We start from the raw sequence: 25,434 nt of genomic DNA on the forward strand, positions 1-25,434 counted from the left end.
GTCTAAACACATTCCGGATTTTCTGGTATTTTTAGTTCATAAAAAAACCGCGAACAATTGTCGCGGTTTTTTTGTTTTTGCTTTTTACTTAATTGCTTGAATCAGCGTTGTTGCCCTTAGCAGACTCTTCCTGACGACGGCGTATTTCACGCGGATCATTAGGCGCTCTGCTGGTGCGACGGGCCCGGCGACGTGGAGCAGGCTGTTCAGCAGGTGTTTGTGCTGACGAGGTTTTTGCTTCAGTTGCTTCAGTTGCTTCAGTTGCGACTACTGCTGTCGGTGCTTCCTTGGCAGTGGCTGCTTCTTCTGGGGCGACTTCAACATTTGTCGCTTCAGCTGCTGCTTCCGCTACGGCATCAGTTGTTTCAGCTGCGGCTTCCGCTACGGCATCAGTCGCTTCAGCTGCGGCTTCCGCTATGGCATCTGTTGTTTCAGCTGCTGCTTCCGCTACGGCATCTGTTGTTTCAGCTGCTGCTTCCGCTACAGCATCAGTCGCTTCAGCTGCTGTATCTGCTACTGCATCTGTTGTTTCAGCTGCGGCTTCTGCTACGGCATCTGTTGTTTCAGCTGCGGCTTCCGCTACGGCATCTGTTGTTTCAGCTGCGGCTTCCGCTACGGCATCTGTTGTTTCAGCTGCGGCTTCCGCTACGGCATCTGTTGTTTCAGCTGTTGCTTCCGCTACGGCATCTGTTGCTTCAGCTGCTGTATCCGCTACGGCATCTGTCGCTTCAGCTGCTGTTTCAGTTACTTCAGTCCCTGTCGTTTCGCTGGCAGGTTTAGCTGCGCCCGTTACTTCGGCTTTACCTTCAGCTTTAGGTTCAGCTTTAGGTTCAGTAGTGACTGCTTTGGTGCTTTCTGATGCGTCAGCAGCAATGGCTGCTGCGGCTGCAGCGATGGGTGCAACTGCCTCGTCAGGCTGTAAAGCTTCCGAGTCAGCAACTAAGGTTCGTTCTGCAGAGCGTTCGCTGTTTCTGCGACGGCGTCCACGATTACGGCTGCGTGGTTCGCTGGCCGGTTCGCTGGCGTTATCTGCTTCCTTGGTCGTTTTGCTTGCATCCGTTTTTTCGACTTTGTCATTGTTTTTGCGTGTGCGGCGACGGCGACGCGGCTTACCGTTCTTATCATCGTCTGATGACTGGGCAGAAGCTGAGTTTGTAGTTGAACCAGCACCAACAGCGCCCACGGCTTGAGGAGCTTGCTCCGCAGTCACCGTAATAATTTCATCTTGCTGCTTTGAAGAGCGTTGGCGGTCTGATGAATCTCGCCCGTTTCTGCGTGGTTTACGGTTGCGTTGGTTGCTATCTCTGTCTCTGCTGTTGCTCTTCTTGCTGAAGCTTTCCTTTGCAGCTGGTTGTTGTACTACAGGTTTTTCTTTTTTCTCTACTTCAGGTGCAAACAATGACTTAAGCGCAGCAATGATGCGAGTTACGAAGCTTTCCGGCTGACTTGCGGCTTGTTGTGCTGCCGGTTTAGTGGCTGCTGGGCTGCGGGGCGTTGCTGCTTCTGTAGCCGTATCGGGTGCGCTTGTTGTGGTTGCGGGTCCCTGTGATGGCGGTGTGACGCTACGAACAGCAGCGGTTTCGCGCTTCACTGGCGGGGTGCGTGCAATATCTTCAGCTTCTGTTTCTGGTTCCGGTTGAAGCGTATAGCTGGCATCGTTAATCGTTGTGATGGTGTGGTCATCACGCAGGCGTACCACCTCATAGTGAGGGGTTTCCATGTTTGGGTTAGGAACAATAACGATACGAACATCGTGACGTAGCTCAATGTCGTGGACGATACGGCGTTTTTCGTTGAGCAGATAGGTCGCTACCGTTACCGGCAATATAGCCCGGATTTGTGCTGTGCGATCTTTAGAGGACTCTTCTTCGATCAGACGCATAATGGAGAGTGCGAGTGATTCAGTATCTCGTATAGAGCCTTGTCCGTTACAGCGAGGGCAAACAACACCACGGCTTTCCGTAAGTGAAGGGCGTAAACGCTGGCGAGACATTTCTAACAAACCAAAGCGGGAAATGCGGCCCATCTGAACGCGAGCGCGATCCAGTTTCAAGGCATTCAGGAGCTTATCCTCAACCGCCCGCTGGTTTTTGATCGGCGTCATATCGATGAAATCGATAACGACAAGGCCGCCAATATCACGCAAACGTAATTGTCGGGATACTTCTTCTGCTGCTTCCAGGTTGGTTTGTAATGCGGTTTCTTCAATGTCTCCGCCACGTGTTGCGCGAGCCGAGTTTACATCAATTGATACCAGTGCTTCGGTCGGATCAATAACAATCGAACCACCTGATGGCAGTTGAACTTCGCGTTCGAATGCTGTTTCAATCTGGCTTTCAATCTGGAACCGGTTAAACAGAGGCGTCTGTTCTTTATATAGTTTCAGTTTTGCTTCGTAAGAAGGCATAACCTGTCGAACGAACACAAGCGCATTCTGGTAAACCTCGTCGTCGTCGATCAGGACTTCGCCAATATCAGCACGCAGGTAATCACGAATAGCACGAATAACAACGTTGCTTTCCTGATATATAAGGAAAGGGGAGGGTTTGTCACTGGATTCTTTTATCGCATCCCATAGGGTCTTGAGGTAATCAAGATCCCACTGTAGCTCTTGTGACGAACGGCCTACACCTGCTGTTCTTACGATAATGCCCATCTTGTCTGGAATGTTGACGCCATCCAGAGCCGCTTTTAGTTGGGTGCGCTCTTCACCTTCAATACGACGTGAAATACCGCCCGCACGAGGGTTGTTCGGCATTAATACCAGATAACGGCCAGCCAGGCTGATGAAAGTAGTGAGTGCGGCGCCTTTATTACCACGCTCTTCTTTATCAACCTGTACGATGACTTCGGTGCCTTCTTTCAGGACATCCCGAATGCTCGGACGGCTTCCTCGTTGCGGTTGTTTGGAGAAATACTCGCGGGAGATCTCTTTTAATGGCAGAAAGCCATGTCTGTCTGAGCCATAATCAACAAAAGCAGCTTCAAGGCTTGGTTCTACGCGGGTTATTTTACCTTTGTAAATATTAGCTTTTTTCTGCTCTCTGCTTTCTGATTCTATATCGAGGTCGTAAAGGCGTTGGCCATCCACGAGTGCGACACGCAGCTCTTCAGGTTGAGTTGCGTTGATCAACATTCTTTTCATTTTAGATTAATTCTCTATTACAGAGAGTGCGCTCCAACCTGTTCGATCCGTCTGGTGAAAACGTTACACGATTCAATCATTCGATGCCGTCCAGTATTGAGGATGCCAGTATCTATAGATGATAGTACTGCGCAAATGCATCTGCGGTGGAGGAAAAAACAGCCAATGTTTTTCTTCTAAGTGTTTGTGTCTGCGCAATAAAGTCGCAGGTTCCAGGCTGTTAATGCTTCTCCACCTCCAATCAAATCCAACAGGGGATATTCAGGGGGGGAATGCACTCTCTTAAAAACTTTATTAAATACACATACTGCCGCGCTGTCAGGTGACCAGTGGAAGATACTAGCTAGATTTAGCTGCTCTAGGCTTAGATCTTACTGATACTAACTAAACTGTAAGTACTAAAACGAAGTACTCAATCGAATAGTGATACTAGAGTTGACACGAGTGAAAAAATATCTTCACAGTAGCCCATTATCTATTTTTTTAACAATAGCTAAAGCCAACAGCGTTCGGCGACGCTACAATATAGCAGCTAACCCATACAGCATCAATCGAGAACACAATTCCCTCAATGTCAGATAATAAGCCGTCGGCCATCAATAGCGTTCGTTATATCGAAATAGAAGAAGATCAGTCGGGGCAGCGTATTGATAATTTCTTACGCACTGCTTTGAAAGGCGTCCCTAAAAGCATGATCTATCGCATTATCAGAAAAGGCGAAGTGAGAGTTAATAAGAAGCGTATAAAGCCTGATGGTCGGATTCAAGGCGGAGATGTTGTGCGTATTCCGCCTATTCGCGTGCCAGAGCCAACCGATGTACCTATGGTGGGTAAAGCGCTGCTTGAATTGCTTGAGCAATCTATCCTTTATGAATCAAAAGCATTGATCGTTATTAATAAACCCTCCGGACTGGCGGTGCATGGTGGAAGTGGGATCAATCTTGGCTTGATAGAAGCGATGCGTCAATTAAGACCGGATGAACGTTTTCTTGAGTTAGTTCACCGTCTTGATCGTGATACCTCCGGTTGTATCATGATTGCCAAAAAACGCAGCATGTTACGTCATCTGCACGAAGCGCTGCGTCAAAGCCGGGTTAATAAAGTTTATCACGCCTTGGTAGTCGGGCGCTGGGAATCTAAAGATAGCTCTGTCGATGCGCCGCTGCGCAAGAACGAACTTCAATCAGGTGAACGGATTGTCAGGGTTCAGCCGGATGGAAAGGCCTCGCTAACCCGGTTTAAAGTACTCAGGCGCTTCGGCACACAGGCGACATTGGTTGAGGCTAAGCCTGTTACCGGACGAACGCACCAGATTCGTGTCCATACTCAGTTCGCCGGACACCCGATTATTGGCGATGACAAATATGGCGTGGAATCGATTAACCGAGACATGAAAAAACAAGGAATTAAACGTTTGTTTTTACACTCGGCAATGTTAGAAGTAACTCTGCTGGAAAACGAAGTTTTACGGGTCAGTGCGCCGCTGGAGCAAGCGTTAAGCAGTGCACTGGAACGGTTGACAGAACAACAGAATAAAGCATATCAGGAAGAGTCTGAATGATAAAAGAGCAAATTTATCGTTGTGCAGATCGTATTTTGACAACCGGAGTTCAGCCAACTCCAGAAGATATTAGCATCGATTGTCAGATGAGTATTGAAGAGGTGCTGCCTCACTGGCAAAGCTGGAAGCGTGATTTGTCTGCGCGTATCAGTTTTGGTCAAAAGGACGTCTATGTGCCTGATGCACCTGATTCATTGAGTATAGTGTTTGGTCGGATCTGGCAGCAGGCTGTTGAGGAGGCCAGTTCACGTTTGGTTAGTGATCAAAGGCATCTGGGTACTAATGTCGAGGAAGCCGGGCGTGTTACTGACGATACGATTAAAGAGATGCAATATCGTCAGCAGGATCTTGAAAATCGTTTGCGTGAGCAAAACCAGAAAGTAGGTGAGCTGGGGGGGCAGAATAAAGCGCTTGAAGCTGAGTTGTCAGTATTAAAGAGCGGCTTCGCGTCAGAAACAACCCAACGTAAGCAAGAAGAGCAAATACGTTCTAATGTTGAACATGAGTTAGCACACTTACGTAAAACCTATGAAGACTCAAAACGTACTTTTGATCAGCGTATAAAAGATGAACAGCGACATATGCTTGAGGCCGTCAGCAAAGCGGATGTTGATGCTCGCTACTATAAAAATGCGTTGGAAAAATTACGTGACGAAGTGGGCAAAAAAGAATCTGCACTCACCAAGTCGATTCATGACATGAAAGCTGAGTTAGCCAAAAAAGATGTCAAGATTGAAACGCAGCGAACACAGTTGCGTAGCCAGGATGCGGAGTTGAAGCTGCTTAAGCAGGACAGCGCCTTGCAGAGTCGGGAGTTATCTCGTTATACCTCGTCGCTTTTAGCTGAAACCAATAAAACTAAGCGTCTTGAAGATAAGGCGCGTGATTTGGATGGTGAGATACGGCGTCTGAATCAAAAGCAGCATAACTCCACGGTCGACTGGAGTCGTCGTGAAAACAGTTTACGCAAAGTATTAAAAGACAAGGAAGACGAGTTAGTTAGAACGCTTGCCCGTTTGACCAGCCTTGAAAAGCGTATTATCACTCAGGATGAGGAGCTTCGCAGGTTGAATTCACGCCTGTAATGTCTCTGATAGAGCAGTTTGCTGTTTTGTTATTCTTTACAGTTATAATGCAAAGTTGTAATAATAGTATGGATTGAATGGATAAGATTAATCTGGGCGGAAGGCTGACATGAAACTGCAACAATTGCGTTATATTTGGGAGGTCTCACGTCACGATTTAAATGTATCGGCGACTGCTCAGAGTCTGTATACATCTCAGCCAGGCATTAGTAAGCAAATTCGTTTGCTGGAAGATGAATTAGGTGTCGAGGTCTTCGCGCGAAGTGGTAAGCACTTAACGCGAGTAACCCCTGCGGGTGAAGCCATTCTTGAAGTCGCGGGTCAGATCCTGCAAAAAGTAGAAAGCATTAAACAGGTTGCTCAGGAATTCAGCGATGAAAAGAAAGGCAGCCTGGCGGTAGCAACAACACATACTCAGGCGCGTTACGCACTTCCGAAAACGATTACCGAGTTTATAAAATCTTATCCGGATGTTTCTTTGCATATGCATCAGGGCACCCCGATGCAGATTTCTGAAATGGCGGCCGATGGTACGGTCGATTTTGCTATCGCAACCGAAGCTATGACGCATTTTTCTGATCTGATTATGATGCCTTGTTATCGCTGGAACCGTTCTGTTATTGTTCCCAAGGATCATCCGCTGACACAAGTATCTAAGCTTACGCTGAAGGATATTGCGGATTATCCGATTGTCACCTATGTATTTGGCTTTACCGGACGATCAAAACTTGATGATGCCTTTGCGAAAGAAGGGTTAGAGCCTAAAGTGGTTTTTACCGCCGTAGACTCGGACGTTATCAAGGCATATGTACGTCTCAATCTGGGGGTTGGTATTGTCGCGACCATGGCGTATGAACCTGAGGTTGATAAAGATCTGGTGGTGTTGGATGCCAGTCATCTATTTGAGCCCAGTACAACCAAAATCGGATTCCGGAAAGGAACCTTTTTACGTGGCTATATGTATGATTTTATAAATCTTTTTGCACCGCATCTGACGAAAGATGTTATTAAGCAGGTGCTTGAGTGCGCTAGCCGTGCAGAAATTGATGAAATATTTGCTCATCAGGTATTACCTGATCTTTAACCTGATCCTTAAATAGGCGTCTCTGTTATGTCGACCAGAAGCTGTCTGCTAAGCAGGACTGGCAGAGGTTTCATTGCCGCCGCTTTTTAATTGAATTTACTTTGGAGGAGTTGCTTGTGGAACTGGCTTGTCTTGACTTGGAAGGTGTTTTAATCCCAGAAATCTGGATTGCATTTGCTGAAGAAACCGGCATAGAAGAGTTAAAGGCAACAACTCGTGATATTCCGGATTATGATGTATTGATGAAGCAGCGCTTACGCATACTTGATGAGCATGGTCTGACATTACCCCAGATTCAGAACACAATCAGCGGCTTGGCCCCTCTTGAGGGTGCGCGTGAGTTCATCGACTGGCTACGCGAGCGTTTTCAGGTAGTGATTCTTTCAGATACCTTCTACGATTTCGCTGCGCCGCTGATGAAACAGCTAGGTTATCCTGCACTCTTATGCCACAAACTTGAAGTTGACGAGAGTGGTCGTATTACTGATTATACTTTGCGCCAGAAAGATCCTAAGCGTCAGTCGGTAAGGGCGTTTCAATTGCTGAATTACCGCGTGATTGCAGCGGGAGATTCCTATAATGATACCACGATGCTAACACAGGCGGAGTCGGGCATTTTGTTCCATGCGCCTCAGAATGTGATTGATGAATTTCCGCAATTTCCTGCCGTTCACACCTTTACTGAGCTGAAAAAAGAGTTTTTAAAAGCCAGTCAGCGTAACTTGTCACTGTAACGCCTGGCGTTATCATTGAGGTTTCGTTGAACTGAAACCTCAATGCTTGTCTGGGCTCTTTAATAAGGTGGTGGTCTGAAAGTCATCCGTTTACTTATCTTAACTGATGAGCCTTTCTGTAATTTCCGTCATAATCAAATATTCTTGTTTGTATTCGCCAAAACTTACCTTTTTTGCGGGCGATGACGAAGTCAGGTGGTGTTAATTTGTTCTCTGCCTGCAGCACCTCATCGGTGCTGTCAAAAGTTACCGGGCGAGAGCTGTTGAGAAAGCGCCGGCCAAAGACCTGGTTAAAAATATATTTTTGTGCGGCGCTGTTAAAGTTGAAACTTTCTTTGAGCGTTTCGCCTTGCTCATCATGATATATCACCGTTATTTTGCTGCCGCTAGATTCAAGGCTTATGCCTGTGCAACGTAAAATAAACGCATCATTGAGTTGAAGCGCTTTTTTTAACTGATCATCAGGGTCGGTTAGTGCTTCTTTGCATTGATGGCATTGTCTTGCCGCAATATCATTTTCAGCACCGCAAAAAGAGCAACTTTTAAAACGAAAACGATAGTCGCAACGTACAATTTTCCCATTGGCTGCTTTTTCTGCCTGCTGGCAGCGACGCCCAAAATGCTCAATTACCTGGCCATCGTTATCTGTTTTTCCCCAAAAAATGTTGGCGAAATTACATAAAGGGCAGAACACCTGTACCGGTTCTGATTCAGCATCAGGTTTTGCTTCACCAATTTCGGGGTGATGTAGGTTAAAGTTATTGCCTGCATAATCAATAATCAGGCAATCAGTTTTCCCTGGGCTGAGGCGCAAGCCGCGACCAATAATCTGTTGATACAGGCTGACAGACTGGGTTGGACGCAGTAGCGCAATAAAGTCAACATGGGGAGCGTCAAAGCCCGTCGTCAAAACAGAAACATTGACTAAGTATTTGAGTTGCTTCTGTTTGAAGGCATGAATAGTTTGGTCACGTGTCAGTTGAGAGGTCTCGCCGGTGATCAGTGCCGTTTCTCCTGCAGGCAGATAACCGGCAATCTCATGCGCATGCAGAACCGTAGCAGCGAAAATCATTACGCCTTGGCGGTCGGTGGCTAGCTTCTCAACTTGCTGGACAATGGCTTGGGTTACCCGTTTGCAACGGGTAAGCAGCTCGTTAACAGGTTTTTCCGGTAGGCGGCCGAAGGCGTCAGGAGTAATCGCTGAAAAGTCATATTGGCTGACAGCCGCGTCAATTATGTGCGGTGGTGTAAGATAATTGTGGCTGATCATGTATCGTAGGGGTAGTTCATAAATGCAGCGTATAAATGGCCTGGGTGTATCGCTGCGAACATAGCCGCGATAGTGATATTGGTAAATCCAGCCAAGCCCCATACGGTAGGGAGTGGCTGTCAGCCCCAGCACTTTCAGGTTCGGGTTGAGTTTTTTCAGATGCTCGATAGTTTTTAGATACTGGCTATCCTCATCATCACTTAAGCGATGACACTCATCTATGACCAATAGTGTATAGGGAGAATCGAGTGCTTGTAGATTGCGTGAAATTGATTGAATACTGGCAAAGGTTACGCTGTGGTGTGTTTCTTTCTGGTTAAGGCCAGCAGAGTAAACACCTGCGGAGATGCCCGAAGCGATAAATTTTTGGTGGTTTTGCTCCACCAGTTCTTTTACATGAGCCAGTATCAATACTTTGCCACGTGCGTATTTAGCGAGTGCAGCAATGACCAGGCTTTTGCCTGCCCCGGTAGGGAGAACAATGACCGCTGAATCGTTGCTGTGTCGAAAGTGCCGGATGGTAAGATCGACAGCGTCTTGTTGGTATGCTCTGAGCGTGTAAGGTTCCATGCGTAAAGCATACGACTAATGAAGGGCGAGTAAAAGATTCAATACGTGGCGCCTTGTTATTGTTTATTATGTTTATATCTGATTTTGAGACATTATGAGCTTTTGATAAATCGATTATATTTGTGCAATGCGGCATAATGGAGTAATTGTTAAGGTTTATTGGCTTAAGGTATTAGCCATTATTGATGGAATACTCATACTTTTTTTGAAAACCAAGGAGTTGAAGATGAAAATTAATAACGTATTGATGGCTACTGTATTGGCCTCCGCTGTTATTTTAACCGGTTGCGATAGTGATGAAGCTAAAAAAGTAGCTGAAGAAACTAAAGTGACAGCAACTGAAGCAGTAGAAGATGCGTCTGACGCCACTAAATCTGCAATGGACGCTGTTAAAGAGAACGCAGCTGAAGCTGTTGATAGTGCTAAAGAAGTCACTGCTGAAGCAGTAGAGGACGCTAAAGAAGCTTCAGCAGAGGCTGTTGATGCTGTAAAAGAAGCGACTGCTAACACTGTAGATGCCGTTAAAAGTGCTGCAAGCAGTGCTGTAGATTCAACAAAGAGTGCTGTATCAGACGTCGTGGGTGATTCTGCAGATGATGTTGAAGATACCGCTGAAGAAGCCAAATCTGCAATGGAAGAGGCTGAAGCGGAACTGAAGGCTGAAGGCTAAATAATCGCATTTCCCCTGTCCGGGCGTTAAGCCCGGACAGGTGTTTAGTTTTGCATAATAGCTATTTTGTAAACTATGGCTATGCTCAGTTGATATGGATGTTAGTTGGGGATGTAATGTCAGTTGAGCTGAAAGCATTAGTGTTAGAACACTCTGGGTTTAATGCGTCGATTTCCGGTGGGAATGGCCGGACCATAGAGACGGCTATCATTATTCACCAGGATGGCATTCATGATAAACGAACCGTTCAGAAAGCTATACTTTGGGCTTTGGGTCGTAACAAGCAATTAAGCTGGGATATTCTTGGGGGCTCTGTAGATGAGATCGGCGGTCGATTTTACGAATCGGTGTTGCTAGGAATTCGTCTGGTGGATTTAAGTGGCCAGGTGAAGCAGGGCCAGCAAACCATCTATTTTGATACTACTGAGTATATGAAAAACAAATAATTGATATGTTTTTCATCAGCTAATCACAATTTCTACAATCTCTATTGCGCTTTTTTCCAGATTGCGCTGTACATTTTTTCCCATTAAAGCAAAATCAGAGCCTAGGATCATGCCGGGAGTCACTACCGGAGCATGCAGCGTTTGCTGCTTGCTGGTTTGACGCGACCGCCAGGATAAGGCTTCGGCTGACCAGTCTTGCATGGATTCAACTTTCATCGAGACGGAGCTTATTAGTGCGCTGATCTCTGCTGAGGATATAAGGTGAGATAGGTCAGATGTGCTTGCCCAAGGCACGGGGAATAACATTTTATCTGAATTTTTTCCTGTTAATACTTCATGAAGAATGAGATGTCCGTCAGGGCTCAGAATGCGTTTACATTCATTGAGTACAGCGCGCTTATCAGGCATATTCAGCAGGCTGTGCTGCATTATAATCAGATCAAATGATTGATTGGGAAAAGGAAGTTGTTGGCCATTGCCGGTGACAACCATGCTGGGGCAGTTCGTTTTGCTTAGTTTATTGAGGTGTTGGTTAATGCAGCTAAGCTCATGGGTAATATCCAGGCTTACATAAATAGCCTCATGCTGTTGGCTGCACACGCGCAATAATCCGCCCACACCGCTGCCAATATCCAGTACTTTGCTGGCTTTGAACTCACTTAGGCGTTGAGCCAGTTTTTCTGAGGCTTTTATGCCGCCTATATGTAACTGATCAATAGGTGCAAGCTGATAGACGTTGGGGCCGTCGGGATACGCTTCGTTAAGCCGTTTTAAAATTTCATCCGGTTGTAAGCTTTGGCTGTAATGTTTATCAACGCTGGGCATAATTGATGTCCGTAAGGGAATCTATGTATGTTTCATGGTAGCGTAATAAGTCTATTACAACCAGATTAGAAAAAGTGTTAAAGACAGTATAAAAAATGTAATGACTCTGACGTAACAGAGTGTTAAAGCATTGTTTGCTCAATATACTGAAGGCTGATATTCAGCAATAAAAAAATGCGTCATTACATCACCCGGTGTTACGGTTTTTTTAGCTTGGTTTGTTTATGTTAAAATTTAATAAAATGTGCGGTATTTCAATGATATACAGAAGATTTTTTTTGCTGTTGATTATATCTGGGCTGTTAGTGGGATGCTCTGCGTTAGCGGTATCCAGAGATCAGTTAGGGCAGACTTTGTCGAATGAAAGTCTAAAGTATTTGCCAGAGGAGGTATCCGAAACATCCGGGCTTGCTCTGTTCGGTGGTTATTTGTGGACGATTAATGACAGTGGCGGTAAGGATGCAGTCTATGCCTTTGGGGCTCAGGATTATGAATTTGAAAAGAGAATAAAGATTGGTGGTTCCAAAAATATTGATTGGGAGTCATTAGCGCAAACGGATAAACACTTATTTATAGCTGATTGTGGTAACAACAAGGGAAAGCGCAAGACTCTTGATATTTATAAGGTGAGCTGGGAAAAACTTATTAAGGCAAAAGATAAAGAGAAAGTAACGGCTAAAAAAATCAGTTTTCAATACACCGACCGGGGTGAAGATGATCCTGGTAAGGAGCATAATTATGATTGTGAAGCATTAACTGTTGTCGGTGAAAAGCTATGGTTGTTTACTAAAAATCGAGGAGATTTACAGTCTCGCTTGTATATTTTAAATGCCAAAAAATCTCAACAAGCCGTTCGTTCTAGCGTCACCTTACCTGTCTCAGGACTTATTACTGCGGCAGATTATAATCAGAAGACCGGCAAGCTGGTCTTGCTTGGCTACCAGAAAGCCAGTGTATTTGGTCAGTCGTTTATTTGGATTATTGATGTTAAATCTGATCTGCCGGTATGGGAGAGTGCAAGATATCACACGATTTTACCTTATGGGCAGTGGGAAGCGGTGATCTGGCAGGATGATAAAACCTTGTTGCTGACGTCTGAAAAGAGTCCTTTGGGAACGCAGCAGGTGGGTCGTTTAAGGCTATCTGATTAAATTGTGTTTGGATGCAGCCCAAAAGAGCGCTGCAATTACCACATTAGCCACGGATTTCTATTATAATCGTCGTTTATCTGGTCATATTGAGCAGTTTTGTTTTTTATATTACTCAGGAATACATCAGTAGATCATGCTTCAGATTTATAACACACTCACCAAACAAAAAGCCCCTTTTAAGCCGTTAGTAGAAGGCCAGATTAATATGTATGTCTGCGGTATTACAGTGTATGACTATTGTCATATCGGGCATGCAAGAGTGATGGTGTGTTTTGATGTCATTACGCGATACCTGCGTGCGCGCAACTGGCGTGTCAATTATGTACGTAATATCACTGATGTTGACGATAAAATTATTAAGCGCGCCAATGAGAATGGTGAAACTGTTGAGCAATTGACGGAGCGAATGATTGCAGCAATGCACGAGGATGAAGATGCGTTAGGTGTGCTTCGCCCGGATCAGGAGCCTAAGGCAACAGCGCACATTGATGAGATTATTGCGCTTATTAGTACGCTGATTGAAAAAGGTTATGCCTATCCAGCGTCAAACGGTGATGTTTATTATCGTGTTGAAAAATTTGCAGAATACGGCAAGTTAACGAACCAGAATATCGATGAGTTGCGCTCCGGGTCTCGTGTTGAGGTTGATGAGGCTAAAGAGAGTCCGCTTGATTTTGTGTTATGGAAAGCCGTCAAGCCTGGTGAAGTGAGCTGGGAGTCTCCTTGGGGGGCGGGCCGGCCCGGGTGGCACATTGAGTGTTCCGCCATGTCTAAATGTTGTTTGGGTGATACATTTGATATCCATGGAGGCGGCCCAGATCTGCCTTTTCCTCATCATGAAAACGAAATAGCGCAGTCCGAAGCGGCAAATGGCTGTACCTATGCTAATCATTGGATGCATGCAGGGCCGGTAAGGGTGAACAGTGAAAAAATGTCTAAATCATTAGGCAACTTTTTCACGATCAGGGATGTGTTGGCGAAGTATGATCCTGAAGTGGTACGTTTTTTCCTCGCGCGCGTACATTATCGAAGCTATATCGATTACAGCGAAGACAGTTTGAAGGAAGCGCGCGTCATGTTAGAGCGTTTTTATCAGGCTTTGAATGGCGTTAGCCTATCAAAAAGTGCTGATGAATCGGCTTGTGTCGATGAGGGTGCTAAAGCGTTTGAATTACGTTTTTATGAGGCAATGGATGATGATTTCAATACACCTAAAGCAATCTCGGTGCTTTTTGAAATGGTCAATGAGCTGAACAAATTAAAGAAAACCTCTGAATCGGCGGCAGTTGCTCTTGCCTCAAAGGTGCTAGAGTTGGCGGGAATTCTCGGCTTGTTACAGCAGGATCCGGATGCTTTTTTGAAAGGTGCGGATAAAGAAGGTGAGATCAATGCCGCTGCCATTGAGCAGTTGATTGAGCAGCGTAATGCCGCAAAAGCGAATAAGGATTATGCGCAATCGGACAAAATTCGTGATGCTTTGGCTGAGCAGGGTGTGATTTTAAAGGATAGTCGTGAAGGGACCAGTTGGTTTCGTGAAAGCTAGTTAGGTTTGAATGTAAAAAAGCGAGCATGTTGCTCGCTTTTTTATTGTCTGCAAAGCGTTAATCTTCTTTTGATGCTGCTTCCAGCGTGTTTTCCATCAGACAGGCAACTGTCATTGGGCCTACGCCGCCAGGTACTGGGGTAATCCAGCCGGCTTTTTTAGCAGCTATTTCATAGTCTACATCACCGACTAAACGGCCATCGCTCAAACGGTTTATGCCTACGTCAATAACAATAGCGCCTTGTTTAATCCATTCACCTTTTACCAAACCCGGCTTGCCTACACCCACGACGACAATATCGGCACGTTTTACATGAAAGGCCAGGTCGCGCGTGAAGCGGTGCGTTGTTGTGACTGTACAGCCAGCCAGGAGTAGCTCAAGCGACATAGGGCGGCCGACGATATTTGAAGCCCCAACCACCACGGCTTCCTGTCCGTGTAGGTCGATGCCGGTAGATTCAAGCAATTTCATAACCCCTTTGGGGGTGCAAGGGCGTAAGGCGGGTAGTCGTTGTGCTAATCGGCCAAGATTGAATGGATGAAATCCATCGACATCTTTGGCGGGTTGAATACGCTCCAGAATCTCATTGCTATTCAGGTGTGCGGGCAGTGGCAGCTGGACCAGAATGCCATCAACATCAGCGTTGCTGTTGAGTTCATCTACCAGAGAAAGTAAGTGTTCTTGTGTTGTCTCAAATGGCAGGTCGTATGAAATTGATTCGATTCCCACCTCAATACAGGCATTCTTTTTATTGCGAACATAAACATGGGAAGCGGGGTCGTTGCCGACAATAACAACGGCCAGGCAGGGAGCGCGTTTATTTTCGTTTAATCGATTTTGTATGCGTTGTGCTACCTGTCGACGAACGTCGGCAGCAATCTGTTTTCCGTCAATAATCTGTGCGCTCATTGTATTTGGCGATTCCCGATGCTGGCAATATATCAAAATAGCGCAGATTTTCTCATGTTAAGGCGCTGCGGCCAAGTAGTCGCTGGGTGATTAGGCCTAAGAAGGATGAATAAATGCTATGCTGCTTAAAAAGATATTGACGGCATACCAGTGCTCCTTTAGGATACGCCCTCCTTTATGGGGCCTTTGAATCTCGGTTCAGCAGCAAGGCCACATAAAGGATCTAGTTCGCTTAGATTTCTACGCGCCCATAGCTCAACCGGATAGAGCAACGCCCTTCTAAGGCGTAGGTTGTAGGTTCGAATCCTACTGGGCGCACCATTTCAGGCGTAGATACGAATAGTAGTAATAATACTGGTAAATTTGGGCGCGAAAGGCTCAAAGCCTCCCGGTTCCACTTAAGACTCACCCCTGCACGCTAAATATTGCTCTCTCCCTGTGTAACGTTGTTGTTTCCGGCATGTTTATTTATTTCCATTTCTCATCAGTAATACCTGTGTTCATGACGCCGACCTGGCAAATTAAATTGTTTAAATAGTGCGCTATTAAATGATAAACGGCCTGCCATGCAGAATACCCATCATTAACTGAAATGATTAACAGTGCGAGAAAGACAAAAAATAATATATTCCAATTATATTTCTATTGATTGTATATTGCCCTCTAAGGAAATATTCGATTAAGTTCAGCACGAAATCAGCACTATGCGTCGCTATATAACCTGGTTTGAAGATATATGCTTTTCAGGTAAGTGGTTTTTAACTGATCGCGCTGGGTATAGAGGCGTGACACTAAAGAGCGGACTGTAGTAGCCTGATGATATCCGTGACAAAATGCAGCAAGGTTCAAGGAGAATAAAAATGCCAACAACTACGAATAAAACCAAAGCAGATGAACTGGCCGCCAGTAAAGATGCCATGTTGAGCGCTTTCGATAAATTATTAGAGGCGAAAGAGCATTTTAAGTTGGCCGCAGAAGCCGCTGGCGTCGACATAAAGGATGAAGCAACCGAGCAATTGCTTAAAGGCCGCGACAAAACCGAAGCGCTAGGTGAGCAAGCATCTGGCTTTATCCGCGAAAAGCCACTCGCTACGTTAGGTATTGCCTTTATTACCGGCTTTGTCATTTCTCAATTATTTACGCGTAAATGATTGAGCAGTCTGATACGGCAAGCCCGCAAGACAATGCTGACAAAGCCAGGCAGTTAGATGAGTTGCAGTTATGGGCGCGTTGGCTGGAGCAGGCGTCTGCTAGCGGTTCCGATATTTTTAAACTATTACAGCTTGAGTTGCGACTCGCTCTTTCCGATAGCCCGCGCTTACTGGTATTGGCGCTGCTGTTTATCCCGGTTCTGATGTTAACATGGATTAGTTTTAGTGCGTTGCTCGCATGGCTGATTTACCTGTTAAATGCGTCAGTAACACAGGGCTTGCTCACTTTTTTTATCATCCAGTTCTTAGGCTTGGTGGGTATTTCTATAGGCTGGAAGCATTATAAGAAAAGCCTGACCCTGCCATTAACCCGGCAGCATATAAGTCGGCTGGTTGGAGATAGGAACAGTGACGCGTAAATCCTTATGTCGCGATATTCAATCCGTACACCAGCGCCTGAATCTACGTCAGGCGCAATTTCAGCTGACTAACGAGCAATCAAAAGCCGCCCTGAAAAAGATCAATCCTTATCTGATAGTAGGCGGTGGCCTGTGTGCCGGATTAATGGCGGGTGTTATTGGCTGGCGTAAAGTTTTTACAGTGGCGAAAGCTGGTTATAGCTTTTCTCCCTTTCTGACTGGTTGCGCGCGTCGCTTAATGAGTATGCATGATGATTAATAACGAAAGTGAGCCAGCCGCTACAAATAAGCCAGTAACCGCGGGCGTTGGGCCTAAGCGCTCAGGCTATGTTATGGCCATCTACGTCCTGCTGGCCCTGGCGCTTTTATATACGTTGTACTTCGCTAAATCATTATTAATGCCTATACTCGTTGCGCTGTTGTTTTCGTTGCTACTCAGCCCGTTGGTGACACTCTTTAAGCGCTTTTACATACCGCGAACACTGTCGGCAATTTTACTGCTAGCCATGATTGGCGGGCCTGTGACGATGTTGGCTATTGAACTAACAGAACCTGCACAAAAATGGTTGGCGCAGCTGCCTCAGTTGTCGACTAAGCTGACCAAAGAGCTAGATGATATTAGCCTGGCTATAAGTCCTGAGTCTGCGCCTAAGGTCGATACACAAGCATCGCCACCTAAGGACAAAAGCTTCAAATTATTTGGTTTATTCGGTAAAGATGACGCGCCAGAAGTAATAGTCAGCGATGGGAAGGAGGGAGGCGTCCATGTGAATAGCGAGCTTTCTGAGCACGTTATGCGTGGTGGGATAGAAAAAATCATCTCTATATTGGGCGCAACACCCGTAGTCATTGCTCAGTTTGTCGCCTTCGTTATTCTGGTGCTGTTTCTGTTGGTCTTTGGTCCGCGATTATATGACAGCTACCTGGAGATCTTCCTCTCAGAGCAAAAGCATCGTCGGCCAGCTACGCTTAAAGGAAAGCTGCAGAAAGAGTTATCACGCTACATTCTGACGGTCACTATCATTAATTCAGGGCTGGGAATAGTCACTGCAGGCGTATTTTGGATGATGGATGTAGACGATGCGTTGCTCTGGGGTGCGCTGGTTGGCGTACTCAATTTTGCCCCGTATGTTGGTCCTATTTTCGCTCTAATGGTACTCAGTCTTGCGGGCGTTACTCAATACGGCATGGAATGGATTGCACTATTGCCGGCCGCCGTCTATTTTGGAATTAATCTGTTAGAAGCTCAATTTATAACACCGACAGTGTTGGGGCGTCACTTACGATTAAATCCATTGATATTAGTCGTGTGGCTATTTATCTGGGGCTGGCTTTGGGGGGCGGCGGGTGTACTGCTGGCCGTCCCGTTACTGGTATGCCTCAAGCTCGCAGCAGCGCAATTGAATATAATGACCGATTGGGTGAAGCTGATTGAAACCAGTGCTGATCCTTCTTCTGTGCCTCATAGTGCGACCTCAGACGCAGAGGCTTTTCTCACAGCTTCGGAGAAAGTGCCGGATTAATCATTAGCTGACCGTTCAGGCTATCAGCGAGAGCCTCCTACTGTTTTAGATGCATCAAAAAAGTTCAAGTTTAGGATAAAGGCGTCACTACACGATTGTTCTTGGCGTCGTCATATTGGCGACGCCATTCCTGAATGTCATTGAGCTGTTATTTCACTTCCTCTTCCTGCTTTCTGGTGCTTATTTTCTATCCCATGCATCTGGCTGTTCGTTTATTTCTTCTATCAGGCTGATGGCTTAAATAATCTTAATCTATTTGCATTGGCGACCACGGTTGCTGATGAAAATGCCATAGCGCCACCTGCAATGATCGGGCTTAGCAGAATGCCTGTAAACGGGAACAGTATCCCTGCCGCAATTGGTATCCCCAGACTGTTGTAGATGAATGCGCCGAACAGGTTCTGGCGGATATTTTTTAAAGCCGCCTTAGACAACTCAATAGCATCAGCAACACTGTGTAAAGAGTTGCGAATCAGTACCATATCAGCGCTCTCGATAGCGATATCTGTGCCATTACCAATAGCAAAGCCCACATCGGCTTGTGCCAGAGCAGGGGCATCATTAATACCATCACCGGCCATTGCAACAATGGAGCCTTGCTGTTGTAGTTCTTTAACTTTGCGGGCTTTGTCTGCAGGCATGACTTCTGCAATAAACTCATCAACACCCACTTGTTTTGCGATGGCCGCCGCTGTCTGTTGGTTGTCACCGGTAAGCATGATTACTTTAATGCCGGCTTTTTGCAGACGCTTTATGGCGTTGACAGAGTCGTGGCGAATCGGGTCGGTAACTGCGAGTACGCCTTCTAGCTGGCCATTTATGGCTATGAAGATGGGTGTGTGAGCGGTTTGTGTTAAGCGTGTGACGGCGTCGCTAACGGCCTGGGTGTTGATGTTTTGCTCACGCATCAGGGCGTGGTTACCCAGCAGTATGTCTTGCGTTGAAATCCTGCCGCTCACGCCGCGTCCGGTGATCGCGTTAAATTGGTCAACGTTGTGTAATTCAAGATGTTTTTCTTGTGCTGCTTTGACCACCGCTTCTCCTAACGGGTGTTCTGATAGCTGCTCTAATGAGGCGGCAAGTGCCAGTAGCAGGTCGTCAGGGCTATGTAGGGAGATAATGCCTGTCAGTGTGGGGGCGCCTTCGGTTATCGTTCCTGTTTTATCAAGAACGATTGTGTTGATAGCTGATGCTGTCTGCAGGGCCTGGGCGTTGCGAATAAGTATGCCGTGTTCTGCTGCTTTACCTACGCCAACCATGACTGACATCGGCGTCGCCAGACCGAGCGCGCAAGGGCAGGCGATAATGAGTACGGTTGTGGCCGTTATCAGCATGTAGGCGACTTTAGGTTCTGGTCCGAAAAAATACCAAAGGGTCGCTGTGGCAATACTGATAAGAATGACTACCGGTACAAAAATAGATGAGATTTTATCCGCCAGGCGGGCAATCTCTGGTTTACTGTTTTGCGCTTGTTTTATCATCTCAATAATACGGCTCAGCGCTGTTTCAGAGCCAACTCTCTCAGCAACAACCAATAAGCTGCCAGACTTATTTAATGTACCTCCTGAGATAGTGTCCCCGGTGCTTTTATTAACAGGAAGAGGCTCTCCTGTAAGCATCGATTCATCAATATAGCTTTGCCCTTCAAGTACGCGGGCATCAACAGGGATTTGCTCGCCTGGTCGAATTCGGATCTGATCACCTATATTGACCAGCTCCAGCGGTATGTCTTGCTCCTTGCCGTTGCGAATCACGCGTGCGGTTTTAGGTTGCAGGTCCAGCAGGCGCTCTACCGCATCCGATGTCCGGCTGCGTGCTCTGAGCTCCATTGCCAATCCAAGGTTCACCAGGCCGATAATCATCACGGTGGCCTCGAAGTAGATATGACGCGCTGTTTCAGGAAATAGTTGTGGGAACAATACAATAAGCATTGAAAACAGCCATGCGCTTCCTGTTCCAATAGCTATTAAGGTATCCATTGTTGAACTGCCGTTGCGCAGCGCCGTGATGGCCCCTGAAAAGAAATGGCGACCTGAAAAATACATGATAGCCAGTGTCAGAGCTCCAATGATCCCCCATAGAATCTGGTCGTTGGCCGTTTGTACGCTCATCTCATCCATGAAAAACCCAGCCAGCATCATCGGAATACCGAGACTAAGGGCAACGGCTGAATGAATCAGTCGTTGGCGATATTGTGCGGCATCACTGGCTTTTTGCTTAATCCGATCTTCTGCTTCGTTTTGCGAAAGGCGGGCGCGGTAGCCGATAGTGTTAAGCTCGTTAATAACAAGTTCGCTATTGACTGAGCCTTGAATATAGAGTTTTCGCTGAGGAAAGTTGACTTCAGCGTGTTCTATATCAGGAATGTTCGAAATGCAGGTTTCTATTTTTTTAACACAGCCTGCGCAGGATACATTTTCAAGAATAAAAATAGTGTTCATAAACCAGAGCCTCTTAATGTTGCTGGCACGCTAATTGGTCGTGTGATTAAACTGATTGAGGTACTATTTATGACAGTGTAAAGGTTACAGTAGCAGTAAGGTCAAATGATAAAAGTGGCTGCAGTGCGACTGCCATGCAGTAGTAGAGATAGTAAAGACAGATCAGGTGAGAAAATGAATATCGCAGACGCGGCTAAGCATACGGGTCTTAGCAGCAAGACAATTCGTTATTATGAGCAACAACAGATCATTCCCCCGGCTAAGCGGGGTGAAAATGGCTATCGGCAGTATGATAAGGAACAGTTGGAGCGGTTGTTGTTTATTAAGCGTGCGCGTGCGTTAGGTTTTTCCTTAAGTGATAGTCATGAGTTGTTACTGATTTCTCAGGATCCTGAAAGAACCAGTGCAGCTGTAAAGCAAAAGGCTGAGCGGCATTTGCATACGGTCAATCAACAGATTGAGCAGCTACAGAACATGCGTGATGTGCTGGAAGGGGTAGTGGGGCAGTGTTTGGGAGATGATCAGGCATATTGTCCGATATTGGATAAGCTGACTCAGGGCTGATAACGTCTGTTTTAACGGGCAGGAGTCCGGATCGTAAGTAATATTTATCACCCCTTTGCAAAAGTTGCGTCAATAAAAAATTCAGCTTTTTTATAGTAAAGCTAGTCTATTGAAATGACTGCAAATTTTCTTTCAGATTTCATAATAAATTGGTTGACAGTGCGCGAAGCTATCCATAGAATACGCCCCATCTTGAGTGAGGCGCTACCTAGGCGCTGAAGACAGGGATTTTAAGACTGTTTCAATCAAGTGCGCTTTTGATACTTATCTGGTAAAAAAAGTGATTTTAGTTATGGTGGGCGTAGCTCAGTTGGTAGAGCTCCGGATTGTGATTCCGGCGGTCGTGGGTTCAAGCCCCATCGTTCACCCCATGCTAAAAATCGAATGCGGATGTGGTGAAATTGGTATACACGCTGGTTTTAGGTACCAGTGCCGCAAGGCGTGAGAGTTCGAGTCTCTCCATCCGCACCATTTACCGTCCTGGTAAATGGTGTTTTTATTTGTAGTGGTGGGCGTAGCTCAGTTGGTAGAGCTCCGGATTGTGATTCCGGCGGTCGTGGGTTCAAGCCCCATCGTTCACCCCATATCTTTTTTTCTCTGATATCATTAATAATTCACTCCTTTTTCCAATAAAATTAACTTGAGAGCCTGTTTTTCCGTAATCACTTGACTAATATGCTCAAGTGCCGGAAAATTTCGCGCTTTAGAATTTTTGACTTGGAAGTATAATCGAGTCTTATTTAAACGACTTTGTGAACTAATCAGGTGAGTATTCCGGTAAACTAGTTCATAAAGATCGATAAACCGGTACATAGTATTTTTTGTGAGGAATTCCATGCAAGTTTCTGTTGAAACGACCTCCGTTCTAGAGCGTCAGATGACAATCACTGTGCCAGCAGAGCGCATTGAAAGTGATGTAAATAAACGAGTTCAGCAAGCTGCTCGTACTCAGCGTTTGGACGGTTTCCGCCCTGGCAAGGTTCCTATGAAAGTTGCTAAGCAACGTTTCGGTGCCGGTATTCGTCAGGATGTTATTAGTGAAGTACTTCAGCAGAGCTTTTATGAAGCTGTGCAGCAGGAAAAAATTACCCCTGCTGGTGGTCCTCAAATCGAATTCAAAAATGATAAAGATGGTGAAGACTTCCAGTTTGTAGCAACATTCGAAGTTTATCCTGAAGTCACTTTGGCTGATTTTTCTGCCGTAGAGATCGATAAGCAAAGCTCTGAAGTGAAAGATGCTGATCTGGAACAGATGATTGATACCTTGCGTAAGCAGCAAGCTAACTGGACTGAAGTCGAACACGCCTCTGTTGATGGCGATCGTCTGAAGATTGATTTTGAAGGTTTCATCGACGGTGAAGCATTTGAAGGTGGTAAAGCAGAGGGTATGGATCTGGTTCTGGGTTCAAACTCAATGATTCCAGGATTTGAAGATGCCCTGATCGGCGCTAAAGCGGGTGATGATGTTGAGGTTAAAGCGACTTTTCCTGAAGATTATCACGCTGAAAACCTGAAAGGTAAAGAAGCTTCATTCAACGTAAAAGTACTGTCAGTGTCTACGCCTGAGTTGCCAGAACTGAACGAAGAATTTTTTGGTAAATTCGGGCTTGAAGCCACTGATTTAGAGTCATTTAAAGTTGAAGTACGTTCTAATATGGAACGTGAAATGAAAAATGCTCTGAAAATGAAACTGAAAGACCAGGTTTTCACTCAGTTGGTCGATCTTAACGGAATCGAAGTGCCAAGCGCATTGGTTGACAGTGAAATCGATAATCTGCGTAAGCAAGCTGTACAGCGTTTTGGTGGCGGTGCAGAGATTGATCCTAACATGTTGCCTAAAGAGATGTTTGAAGATCAGGCTAAGCGTCGTGTTACTGTAGGCTTGCTGGTGCAGGAAGTGATCAAAGCTAACGAAATCAAAGCGGATGATGCGCGCGTACGTTCTACTATCGAAGAGATGGCCAGTACTTACCAGGAGCCTCAGGAAGTGATTGATTGGTACTACAGCAATGACGAAATGCTGAATCAGGTTAAGAGTTTAGTGTTGGAAGATTTAGTGATCGACCACTTGCTTTCTTCTGCTAAAGTATCTGAGTCGGTTGTTGCTTATGAAGATGCAATCAAGCCTGCTCAACAATAAAGTGACGCATTGACTGAATGAAAAACGGCAGTTGGTGCTGATCCGCTGTCGTTTTTTGTTTATCAAGGATAAGGAGTAAAGTGCATGTCAGTATTCCATCAGGACAATGCTAAGATCATTGAGAACTCTGGTCTGGTGCCGATGGTAGTAGAGCAGTCTGCTCGCGGTGAGCGTGCGTATGATATCTATTCTCGTCTTCTTAAAGAGAGGGTTATCTTTCTTGTTGGCCAGGTTGAAGATCATATGGCGAACCTGATCGTTGCTCAGATGCTGTTTCTGGAAGCAGAAAATCCAGATAAAGATATTCATTTATACATTAATTCCCCGGGCGGTTCTGTTACAGCAGGTCTGGCAATTTACGATACTATGCAGTTTATCAAGCCCGACGTCAGCACTATGTGTATTGGTCAGGCGGCCAGCATGGGTGCGTTTTTATTGTCTGCCGGAGCGACAGGTAAGCGCCATGCCTTGCCTAATGCGCGCGTTATGATTCATCAGCCATTAGGCGGGTATCAAGGCCAGGCAACAGATATTGAGATACACACCAAAGAAATTCTTAGTATTCGTGAAAAATTGAATCGTATCTTGGCTGAGCATACCGGCCAGGACATTGAAAATATCAGACGTGATACTGACAGGGACAACTTTATGGATCCTGTTGCAGCAGCAGAATACGGTTTGATTGATTCAGTATTAGATAAGCGTCAGGGTCAATAAAGTCTGGTTAGCGGGTCGTATTAATGGGCTGAGCGTTGAAAAGAAAGTTGAAAAGTACGTCATCAGCTATTATTAATTACATTACCGCTTTGCTGGAATGAGTATGAGGTAGGTTGAATGAGCGATAATATCGACGATAAAGATAATGAGCAGGGCAAGCTTTTTTGTTCATTCTGTGGAAAAAATCAGGATGAAGTTAAAAAGCTGATTGCTGGTCCGTCAGTCTTTATTTGTGACGAATGTGTAGACCTGTGTAACGATATTATTCGTGAAGAGATACGGGAAATCGATGAGCAGGAAGCGCAAGAGCGATTACCTATTCCTGCTGAAATCAAAGCAAAGCTGGATGATTATGTTATTGGTCAGGACCGTGCTAAAAAAGTACTGGCCGTGGCGGTTTACAATCACTATAAGCGTTTACGCTTTCAAAGCAGCTCAGCGAACAAAGATATTGAGTTAAGTAAAAGTAATATTTTGCTGATCGGGCCTACCGGTAGTGGTAAAACACTGCTGGCACAAACCCTGGCGCGTCTGCTGAATGTGCCTTTTACTATCGCAGATGCGACCACGCTGACAGAAGCCGGTTATGTGGGCGAGGATGTTGAGAATATCATTCAGAAATTATTACAGAAATGTGATTATGATATAGAACGTGCACAGCTGGGTATCGTCTATATCGATGAAATCGATAAAATCTCACGAAAATCTGATAACCCGTCAATTACCCGGGATGTTTCGGGTGAAGGTGTGCAGCAGGCATTACTCAAGCTAATTGAAGGTACGGTTGCTTCCGTTCCGCCTCAGGGTGGCCGCAAGCACCCTCAGCAAGAGTTCTTGCAGGTCGATACTTCAAACATCCTGTTTATTTGTGGTGGTGCTTTTGCTGGTCTGGAGCAGATTATCCGTAATCGCTCTGAGAAAAGCTCAATCGGCTTTAATGCCAGCGTGAAAAGTAAGGCCGATACAAAATCCATCTCAGATACATTACTGGATATTGAAGCGGAAGACCTGGTTAAATTTGGTTTGATTCCTGAGTTCGTAGGGCGTCTGCCAATGATAGCCACGCTGGGTGAGCTGGATGAAGAAGCATTGATGCAGATACTGACAGAGCCTAAAAATAGCTTAGTGCGCCAATATACTAAATTGTTTGAAATGGAGGGTGCTGAAGTCGACTTCCGTAAAGAGGCATTACATGCGATTGCTAAACATGCCCTAGAGCGTAAAACCGGTGCGCGTGGGTTGCGTTCAATTCTGGAAGGGACGTTGTTGGATATTATGTACCAACTACCTTCTCTGGAAAATGTCAGTAAAGTTGTGATTGATGAAGGTGTGATAGATGGTACATCTGAGCCTATTCTGATCTATGAGACGCAGGAAGCTAAAGCCACTGCCGAGAAGTAGTGCTGATTCGACATAATAAAAAAGGACGCTGATGCGTCCTTTTTGTTGTTCTGACCCCGTCATACAGGCCCGTCCTAAATAAAG

Annotated in this window: 21 protein-coding genes and 4 tRNA genes; 20 read left to right on the forward strand and 5 right to left on the reverse strand. The window is 45.7% G+C overall.

Annotation, left to right across the window (positions count from 1 at the left end):
- Nucleotides 1–88 precede the first annotated feature (88 nt).
- Nucleotides 89–3,145 carry a ribonuclease E gene (gene rne, locus ABY436_RS01290; RefSeq protein WP_372737218.1) on the reverse strand — a complete coding sequence of 1,019 codons (3,057 nt, stop codon included), beginning with the start codon at nucleotides 3,143–3,145 and terminating at the stop codon, nucleotides 89–91.
- A gap of 571 nt (nucleotides 3,146–3,716) precedes the next feature.
- Between rne and rluC the strand changes: the two genes are divergently transcribed.
- The 4 genes from rluC to thrH all read left to right on the forward strand — a co-directional run bounded on the left by rluC (nucleotide 3,717) and on the right by thrH (nucleotide 7,609).
- The gene (gene rluC, locus ABY436_RS01295; RefSeq protein ID WP_372737219.1) at nucleotides 3,717–4,706 is read left to right on the forward strand and encodes a 23S rRNA pseudouridine(955/2504/2580) synthase RluC; all 990 of its coding nucleotides are present in this window, start codon (nucleotides 3,717–3,719) and stop codon (nucleotides 4,704–4,706) included.
- Entirely contained in the window at nucleotides 4,703–5,791 is a 1,089-nt protein-coding gene (locus ABY436_RS01300; RefSeq protein ID WP_372737220.1) for a DNA-binding protein, read from the forward strand. The genes rluC and ABY436_RS01300 overlap by 4 nt, the downstream gene beginning before the upstream one ends.
- Nucleotides 5,792–5,900: 109 nt before the next feature.
- Nucleotides 5,901–6,875 (forward strand): HTH-type transcriptional regulator CysB, encoded by a 975-nt coding sequence (gene cysB, locus ABY436_RS01305; protein WP_372737221.1) that lies wholly within the window; start codon nucleotides 5,901–5,903, stop codon nucleotides 6,873–6,875.
- A 116-nt stretch (nucleotides 6,876–6,991) separates the two neighbouring features.
- On the forward strand, nucleotides 6,992–7,609 hold the full coding sequence (thrH, locus tag ABY436_RS01310) for a bifunctional phosphoserine phosphatase/homoserine phosphotransferase ThrH (RefSeq protein ID WP_372737222.1): 618 nt from the start codon (nucleotides 6,992–6,994) through the stop codon (nucleotides 7,607–7,609).
- A gap of 94 nt (nucleotides 7,610–7,703) precedes the next feature.
- Here thrH and ABY436_RS01315 read toward each other — a convergent pair whose 3' ends face one another.
- Nucleotides 7,704–9,449: a DEAD/DEAH box helicase gene (locus ABY436_RS01315; RefSeq protein ID WP_372737223.1), complete on the reverse strand. Its 1,746-nt coding sequence runs from the start codon at nucleotides 9,447–9,449 to the stop codon at nucleotides 7,704–7,706.
- 226 nt (nucleotides 9,450–9,675) lie between these two features.
- Between ABY436_RS01315 and ABY436_RS01320 the strand changes: the two genes are divergently transcribed.
- Together ABY436_RS01320 and ABY436_RS01325 are read left to right on the forward strand one after the other, a co-directional pair.
- Nucleotides 9,676–10,119 carry a hypothetical protein gene (locus ABY436_RS01320; protein WP_372737224.1) on the forward strand — a complete coding sequence of 148 codons (444 nt, stop codon included), beginning with the start codon at nucleotides 9,676–9,678 and terminating at the stop codon, nucleotides 10,117–10,119.
- A gap of 50 nt (nucleotides 10,120–10,169) precedes the next feature.
- Nucleotides 10,170–10,565 (forward strand): hypothetical protein, encoded by a 396-nt coding sequence (locus ABY436_RS01325; RefSeq protein ID WP_372737225.1) that lies wholly within the window; start codon nucleotides 10,170–10,172, stop codon nucleotides 10,563–10,565.
- Nucleotides 10,566–10,580: 15 nt separating this feature from the next.
- On the opposite strand, the gene ABY436_RS01330 is transcribed toward ABY436_RS01325, so the two are convergent.
- Nucleotides 10,581–11,390, reverse strand: coding sequence for a class I SAM-dependent methyltransferase (locus tag ABY436_RS01330; RefSeq protein WP_372737226.1), 810 nt, complete (start codon nucleotides 11,388–11,390; stop codon nucleotides 10,581–10,583).
- A gap of 224 nt (nucleotides 11,391–11,614) precedes the next feature.
- Between ABY436_RS01330 and ABY436_RS01335 the strand changes: the two genes are divergently transcribed.
- Together ABY436_RS01335 and cysS are read left to right on the forward strand one after the other, a co-directional pair.
- Nucleotides 11,615–12,541 carry a hypothetical protein gene (locus tag ABY436_RS01335; RefSeq protein WP_372737227.1) on the forward strand — a complete coding sequence of 309 codons (927 nt, stop codon included), beginning with the start codon at nucleotides 11,615–11,617 and terminating at the stop codon, nucleotides 12,539–12,541.
- A 133-nt stretch (nucleotides 12,542–12,674) separates the two neighbouring features.
- Nucleotides 12,675–14,084, forward strand: a complete 1,410-nt coding sequence (cysS, locus tag ABY436_RS01340; RefSeq protein ID WP_372737228.1) for a cysteine--tRNA ligase — start codon at nucleotides 12,675–12,677, stop codon at nucleotides 14,082–14,084.
- 58 nt (nucleotides 14,085–14,142) lie between these two features.
- Here cysS and folD read toward each other — a convergent pair whose 3' ends face one another.
- A complete protein-coding gene (gene folD / locus ABY436_RS01345; protein ID WP_372737229.1) occupies nucleotides 14,143–14,994 on the reverse strand; it encodes a bifunctional methylenetetrahydrofolate dehydrogenase/methenyltetrahydrofolate cyclohydrolase FolD in 852 nt (283 codons plus the stop codon).
- A 244-nt stretch (nucleotides 14,995–15,238) separates the two neighbouring features.
- Here folD and ABY436_RS01350 point away from each other — a divergent pair.
- The 5 genes from ABY436_RS01350 (at nucleotide 15,239) to ABY436_RS01370 (ending at nucleotide 18,087) form a co-directional block, all read left to right on the forward strand.
- A tRNA-Arg gene (locus ABY436_RS01350) sits at nucleotides 15,239–15,315 on the forward strand.
- Between the two features lie 539 nt (nucleotides 15,316–15,854).
- Complete coding sequence (locus ABY436_RS01355; RefSeq protein ID WP_372737230.1) at nucleotides 15,855–16,145, forward strand: hypothetical protein; 291 nt, start codon at nucleotides 15,855–15,857, stop codon at nucleotides 16,143–16,145.
- A complete protein-coding gene (locus tag ABY436_RS01360) occupies nucleotides 16,142–16,564 on the forward strand; it encodes a hypothetical protein (protein ID WP_372737231.1) in 423 nt (140 codons plus the stop codon). Before ABY436_RS01355 ends, ABY436_RS01360 begins: the two co-directional genes overlap by 4 nt.
- Nucleotides 16,554–16,823, forward strand: coding sequence for a hypothetical protein (locus ABY436_RS01365; protein ID WP_372737232.1), 270 nt, complete (start codon nucleotides 16,554–16,556; stop codon nucleotides 16,821–16,823). The genes ABY436_RS01360 and ABY436_RS01365 overlap by 11 nt, the downstream gene beginning before the upstream one ends.
- Nucleotides 16,813–18,087, forward strand: coding sequence for an AI-2E family transporter (locus tag ABY436_RS01370; RefSeq protein WP_372737233.1), 1,275 nt, complete (start codon nucleotides 16,813–16,815; stop codon nucleotides 18,085–18,087). The genes ABY436_RS01365 and ABY436_RS01370 overlap by 11 nt, the downstream gene beginning before the upstream one ends.
- Before the next feature lie 224 nt (nucleotides 18,088–18,311).
- On the opposite strand, the gene ABY436_RS01375 is transcribed toward ABY436_RS01370, so the two are convergent.
- Nucleotides 18,312–20,528 (reverse strand): heavy metal translocating P-type ATPase, encoded by a 2,217-nt coding sequence (locus tag ABY436_RS01375; protein ID WP_372737234.1) that lies wholly within the window; start codon nucleotides 20,526–20,528, stop codon nucleotides 18,312–18,314.
- Nucleotides 20,529–20,702: 174 nt separating this feature from the next.
- Between ABY436_RS01375 and cueR the strand changes: the two genes are divergently transcribed.
- From cueR to clpX, 7 genes are all read left to right on the forward strand, one after another.
- The gene (gene cueR, locus ABY436_RS01380) at nucleotides 20,703–21,092 is read left to right on the forward strand and encodes a Cu(I)-responsive transcriptional regulator (RefSeq protein WP_372737235.1); all 390 of its coding nucleotides are present in this window, start codon (nucleotides 20,703–20,705) and stop codon (nucleotides 21,090–21,092) included.
- A gap of 295 nt (nucleotides 21,093–21,387) precedes the next feature.
- Nucleotides 21,388–21,463 (forward strand) — tRNA-His (locus tag ABY436_RS01385).
- 15 nt (nucleotides 21,464–21,478) lie between these two features.
- Nucleotides 21,479–21,563 (forward strand) — tRNA-Leu (locus ABY436_RS01390).
- Nucleotides 21,564–21,600: 37 nt separating this feature from the next.
- Nucleotides 21,601–21,676, forward strand: a tRNA-His gene (locus ABY436_RS01395).
- A 251-nt stretch (nucleotides 21,677–21,927) separates the two neighbouring features.
- Nucleotides 21,928–23,232, forward strand: coding sequence for a trigger factor (gene tig, locus ABY436_RS01400; RefSeq protein ID WP_372737236.1), 1,305 nt, complete (start codon nucleotides 21,928–21,930; stop codon nucleotides 23,230–23,232).
- 84 nt (nucleotides 23,233–23,316) lie between these two features.
- Nucleotides 23,317–23,949, forward strand: a complete 633-nt coding sequence (clpP, locus tag ABY436_RS01405) for an ATP-dependent Clp endopeptidase proteolytic subunit ClpP (RefSeq protein WP_372737237.1) — start codon at nucleotides 23,317–23,319, stop codon at nucleotides 23,947–23,949.
- Nucleotides 23,950–24,066: 117 nt separating this feature from the next.
- Nucleotides 24,067–25,350 (forward strand): ATP-dependent Clp protease ATP-binding subunit ClpX, encoded by a 1,284-nt coding sequence (gene clpX, locus ABY436_RS01410; protein ID WP_372737238.1) that lies wholly within the window; start codon nucleotides 24,067–24,069, stop codon nucleotides 25,348–25,350.
- Nucleotides 25,351–25,434: the final 84 nt, after the last annotated feature.

Origin of the sequence: Neptunomonas sp., assembly GCF_041601355.1 — a bacterium.
Lineage (GTDB): Bacteria > Pseudomonadota > Gammaproteobacteria > Pseudomonadales > Balneatricaceae > Neptunomonas.

Bases quoted from the DNA above. Each gene is read 5' to 3' on its own strand.
- ABY436_RS01370 (WP_372737233.1), top strand. From the start codon at position 16,813: ATGATGATTAATAACGAAAGTGAGCCAGCCGCTACAAATAAGCCAGTA.
- ABY436_RS01330 (WP_372737226.1), bottom strand. From the start codon at position 11,390: ATGCCCAGCGTTGATAAACATTACAGCCAAAGCTTACAACCGGATGAA.
- cysS (WP_372737228.1), top strand. From the start codon at position 12,675: ATGCTTCAGATTTATAACACACTCACCAAACAAAAAGCCCCTTTTAAG.
- cueR (WP_372737235.1), top strand. From the start codon at position 20,703: ATGAATATCGCAGACGCGGCTAAGCATACGGGTCTTAGCAGCAAGACA.
- ABY436_RS01300 (WP_372737220.1), top strand. From the start codon at position 4,703: ATGATAAAAGAGCAAATTTATCGTTGTGCAGATCGTATTTTGACAACC.
- rne (WP_372737218.1), bottom strand. From the start codon at position 3,145: ATGAAAAGAATGTTGATCAACGCAACTCAACCTGAAGAGCTGCGTGTC.
- tig (WP_372737236.1), top strand. From the start codon at position 21,928: ATGCAAGTTTCTGTTGAAACGACCTCCGTTCTAGAGCGTCAGATGACA.
- ABY436_RS01315 (WP_372737223.1), bottom strand. From the start codon at position 9,449: ATGGAACCTTACACGCTCAGAGCATACCAACAAGACGCTGTCGATCTT.
- cysB (WP_372737221.1), top strand. From the start codon at position 5,901: ATGAAACTGCAACAATTGCGTTATATTTGGGAGGTCTCACGTCACGAT.
- clpX (WP_372737238.1), top strand. From the start codon at position 24,067: ATGAGCGATAATATCGACGATAAAGATAATGAGCAGGGCAAGCTTTTT.
- ABY436_RS01360 (WP_372737231.1), top strand. From the start codon at position 16,142: ATGATTGAGCAGTCTGATACGGCAAGCCCGCAAGACAATGCTGACAAA.
- clpP (WP_372737237.1), top strand. From the start codon at position 23,317: ATGTCAGTATTCCATCAGGACAATGCTAAGATCATTGAGAACTCTGGT.
- folD (WP_372737229.1), bottom strand. From the start codon at position 14,994: ATGAGCGCACAGATTATTGACGGAAAACAGATTGCTGCCGACGTTCGT.
- ABY436_RS01355 (WP_372737230.1), top strand. From the start codon at position 15,855: ATGCCAACAACTACGAATAAAACCAAAGCAGATGAACTGGCCGCCAGT.
- ABY436_RS01335 (WP_372737227.1), top strand. From the start codon at position 11,615: ATGTTAAAATTTAATAAAATGTGCGGTATTTCAATGATATACAGAAGA.
- ABY436_RS01320 (WP_372737224.1), top strand. From the start codon at position 9,676: ATGAAAATTAATAACGTATTGATGGCTACTGTATTGGCCTCCGCTGTT.
- ABY436_RS01375 (WP_372737234.1), bottom strand. From the start codon at position 20,528: ATGAACACTATTTTTATTCTTGAAAATGTATCCTGCGCAGGCTGTGTT.
- rluC (WP_372737219.1), top strand. From the start codon at position 3,717: ATGTCAGATAATAAGCCGTCGGCCATCAATAGCGTTCGTTATATCGAA.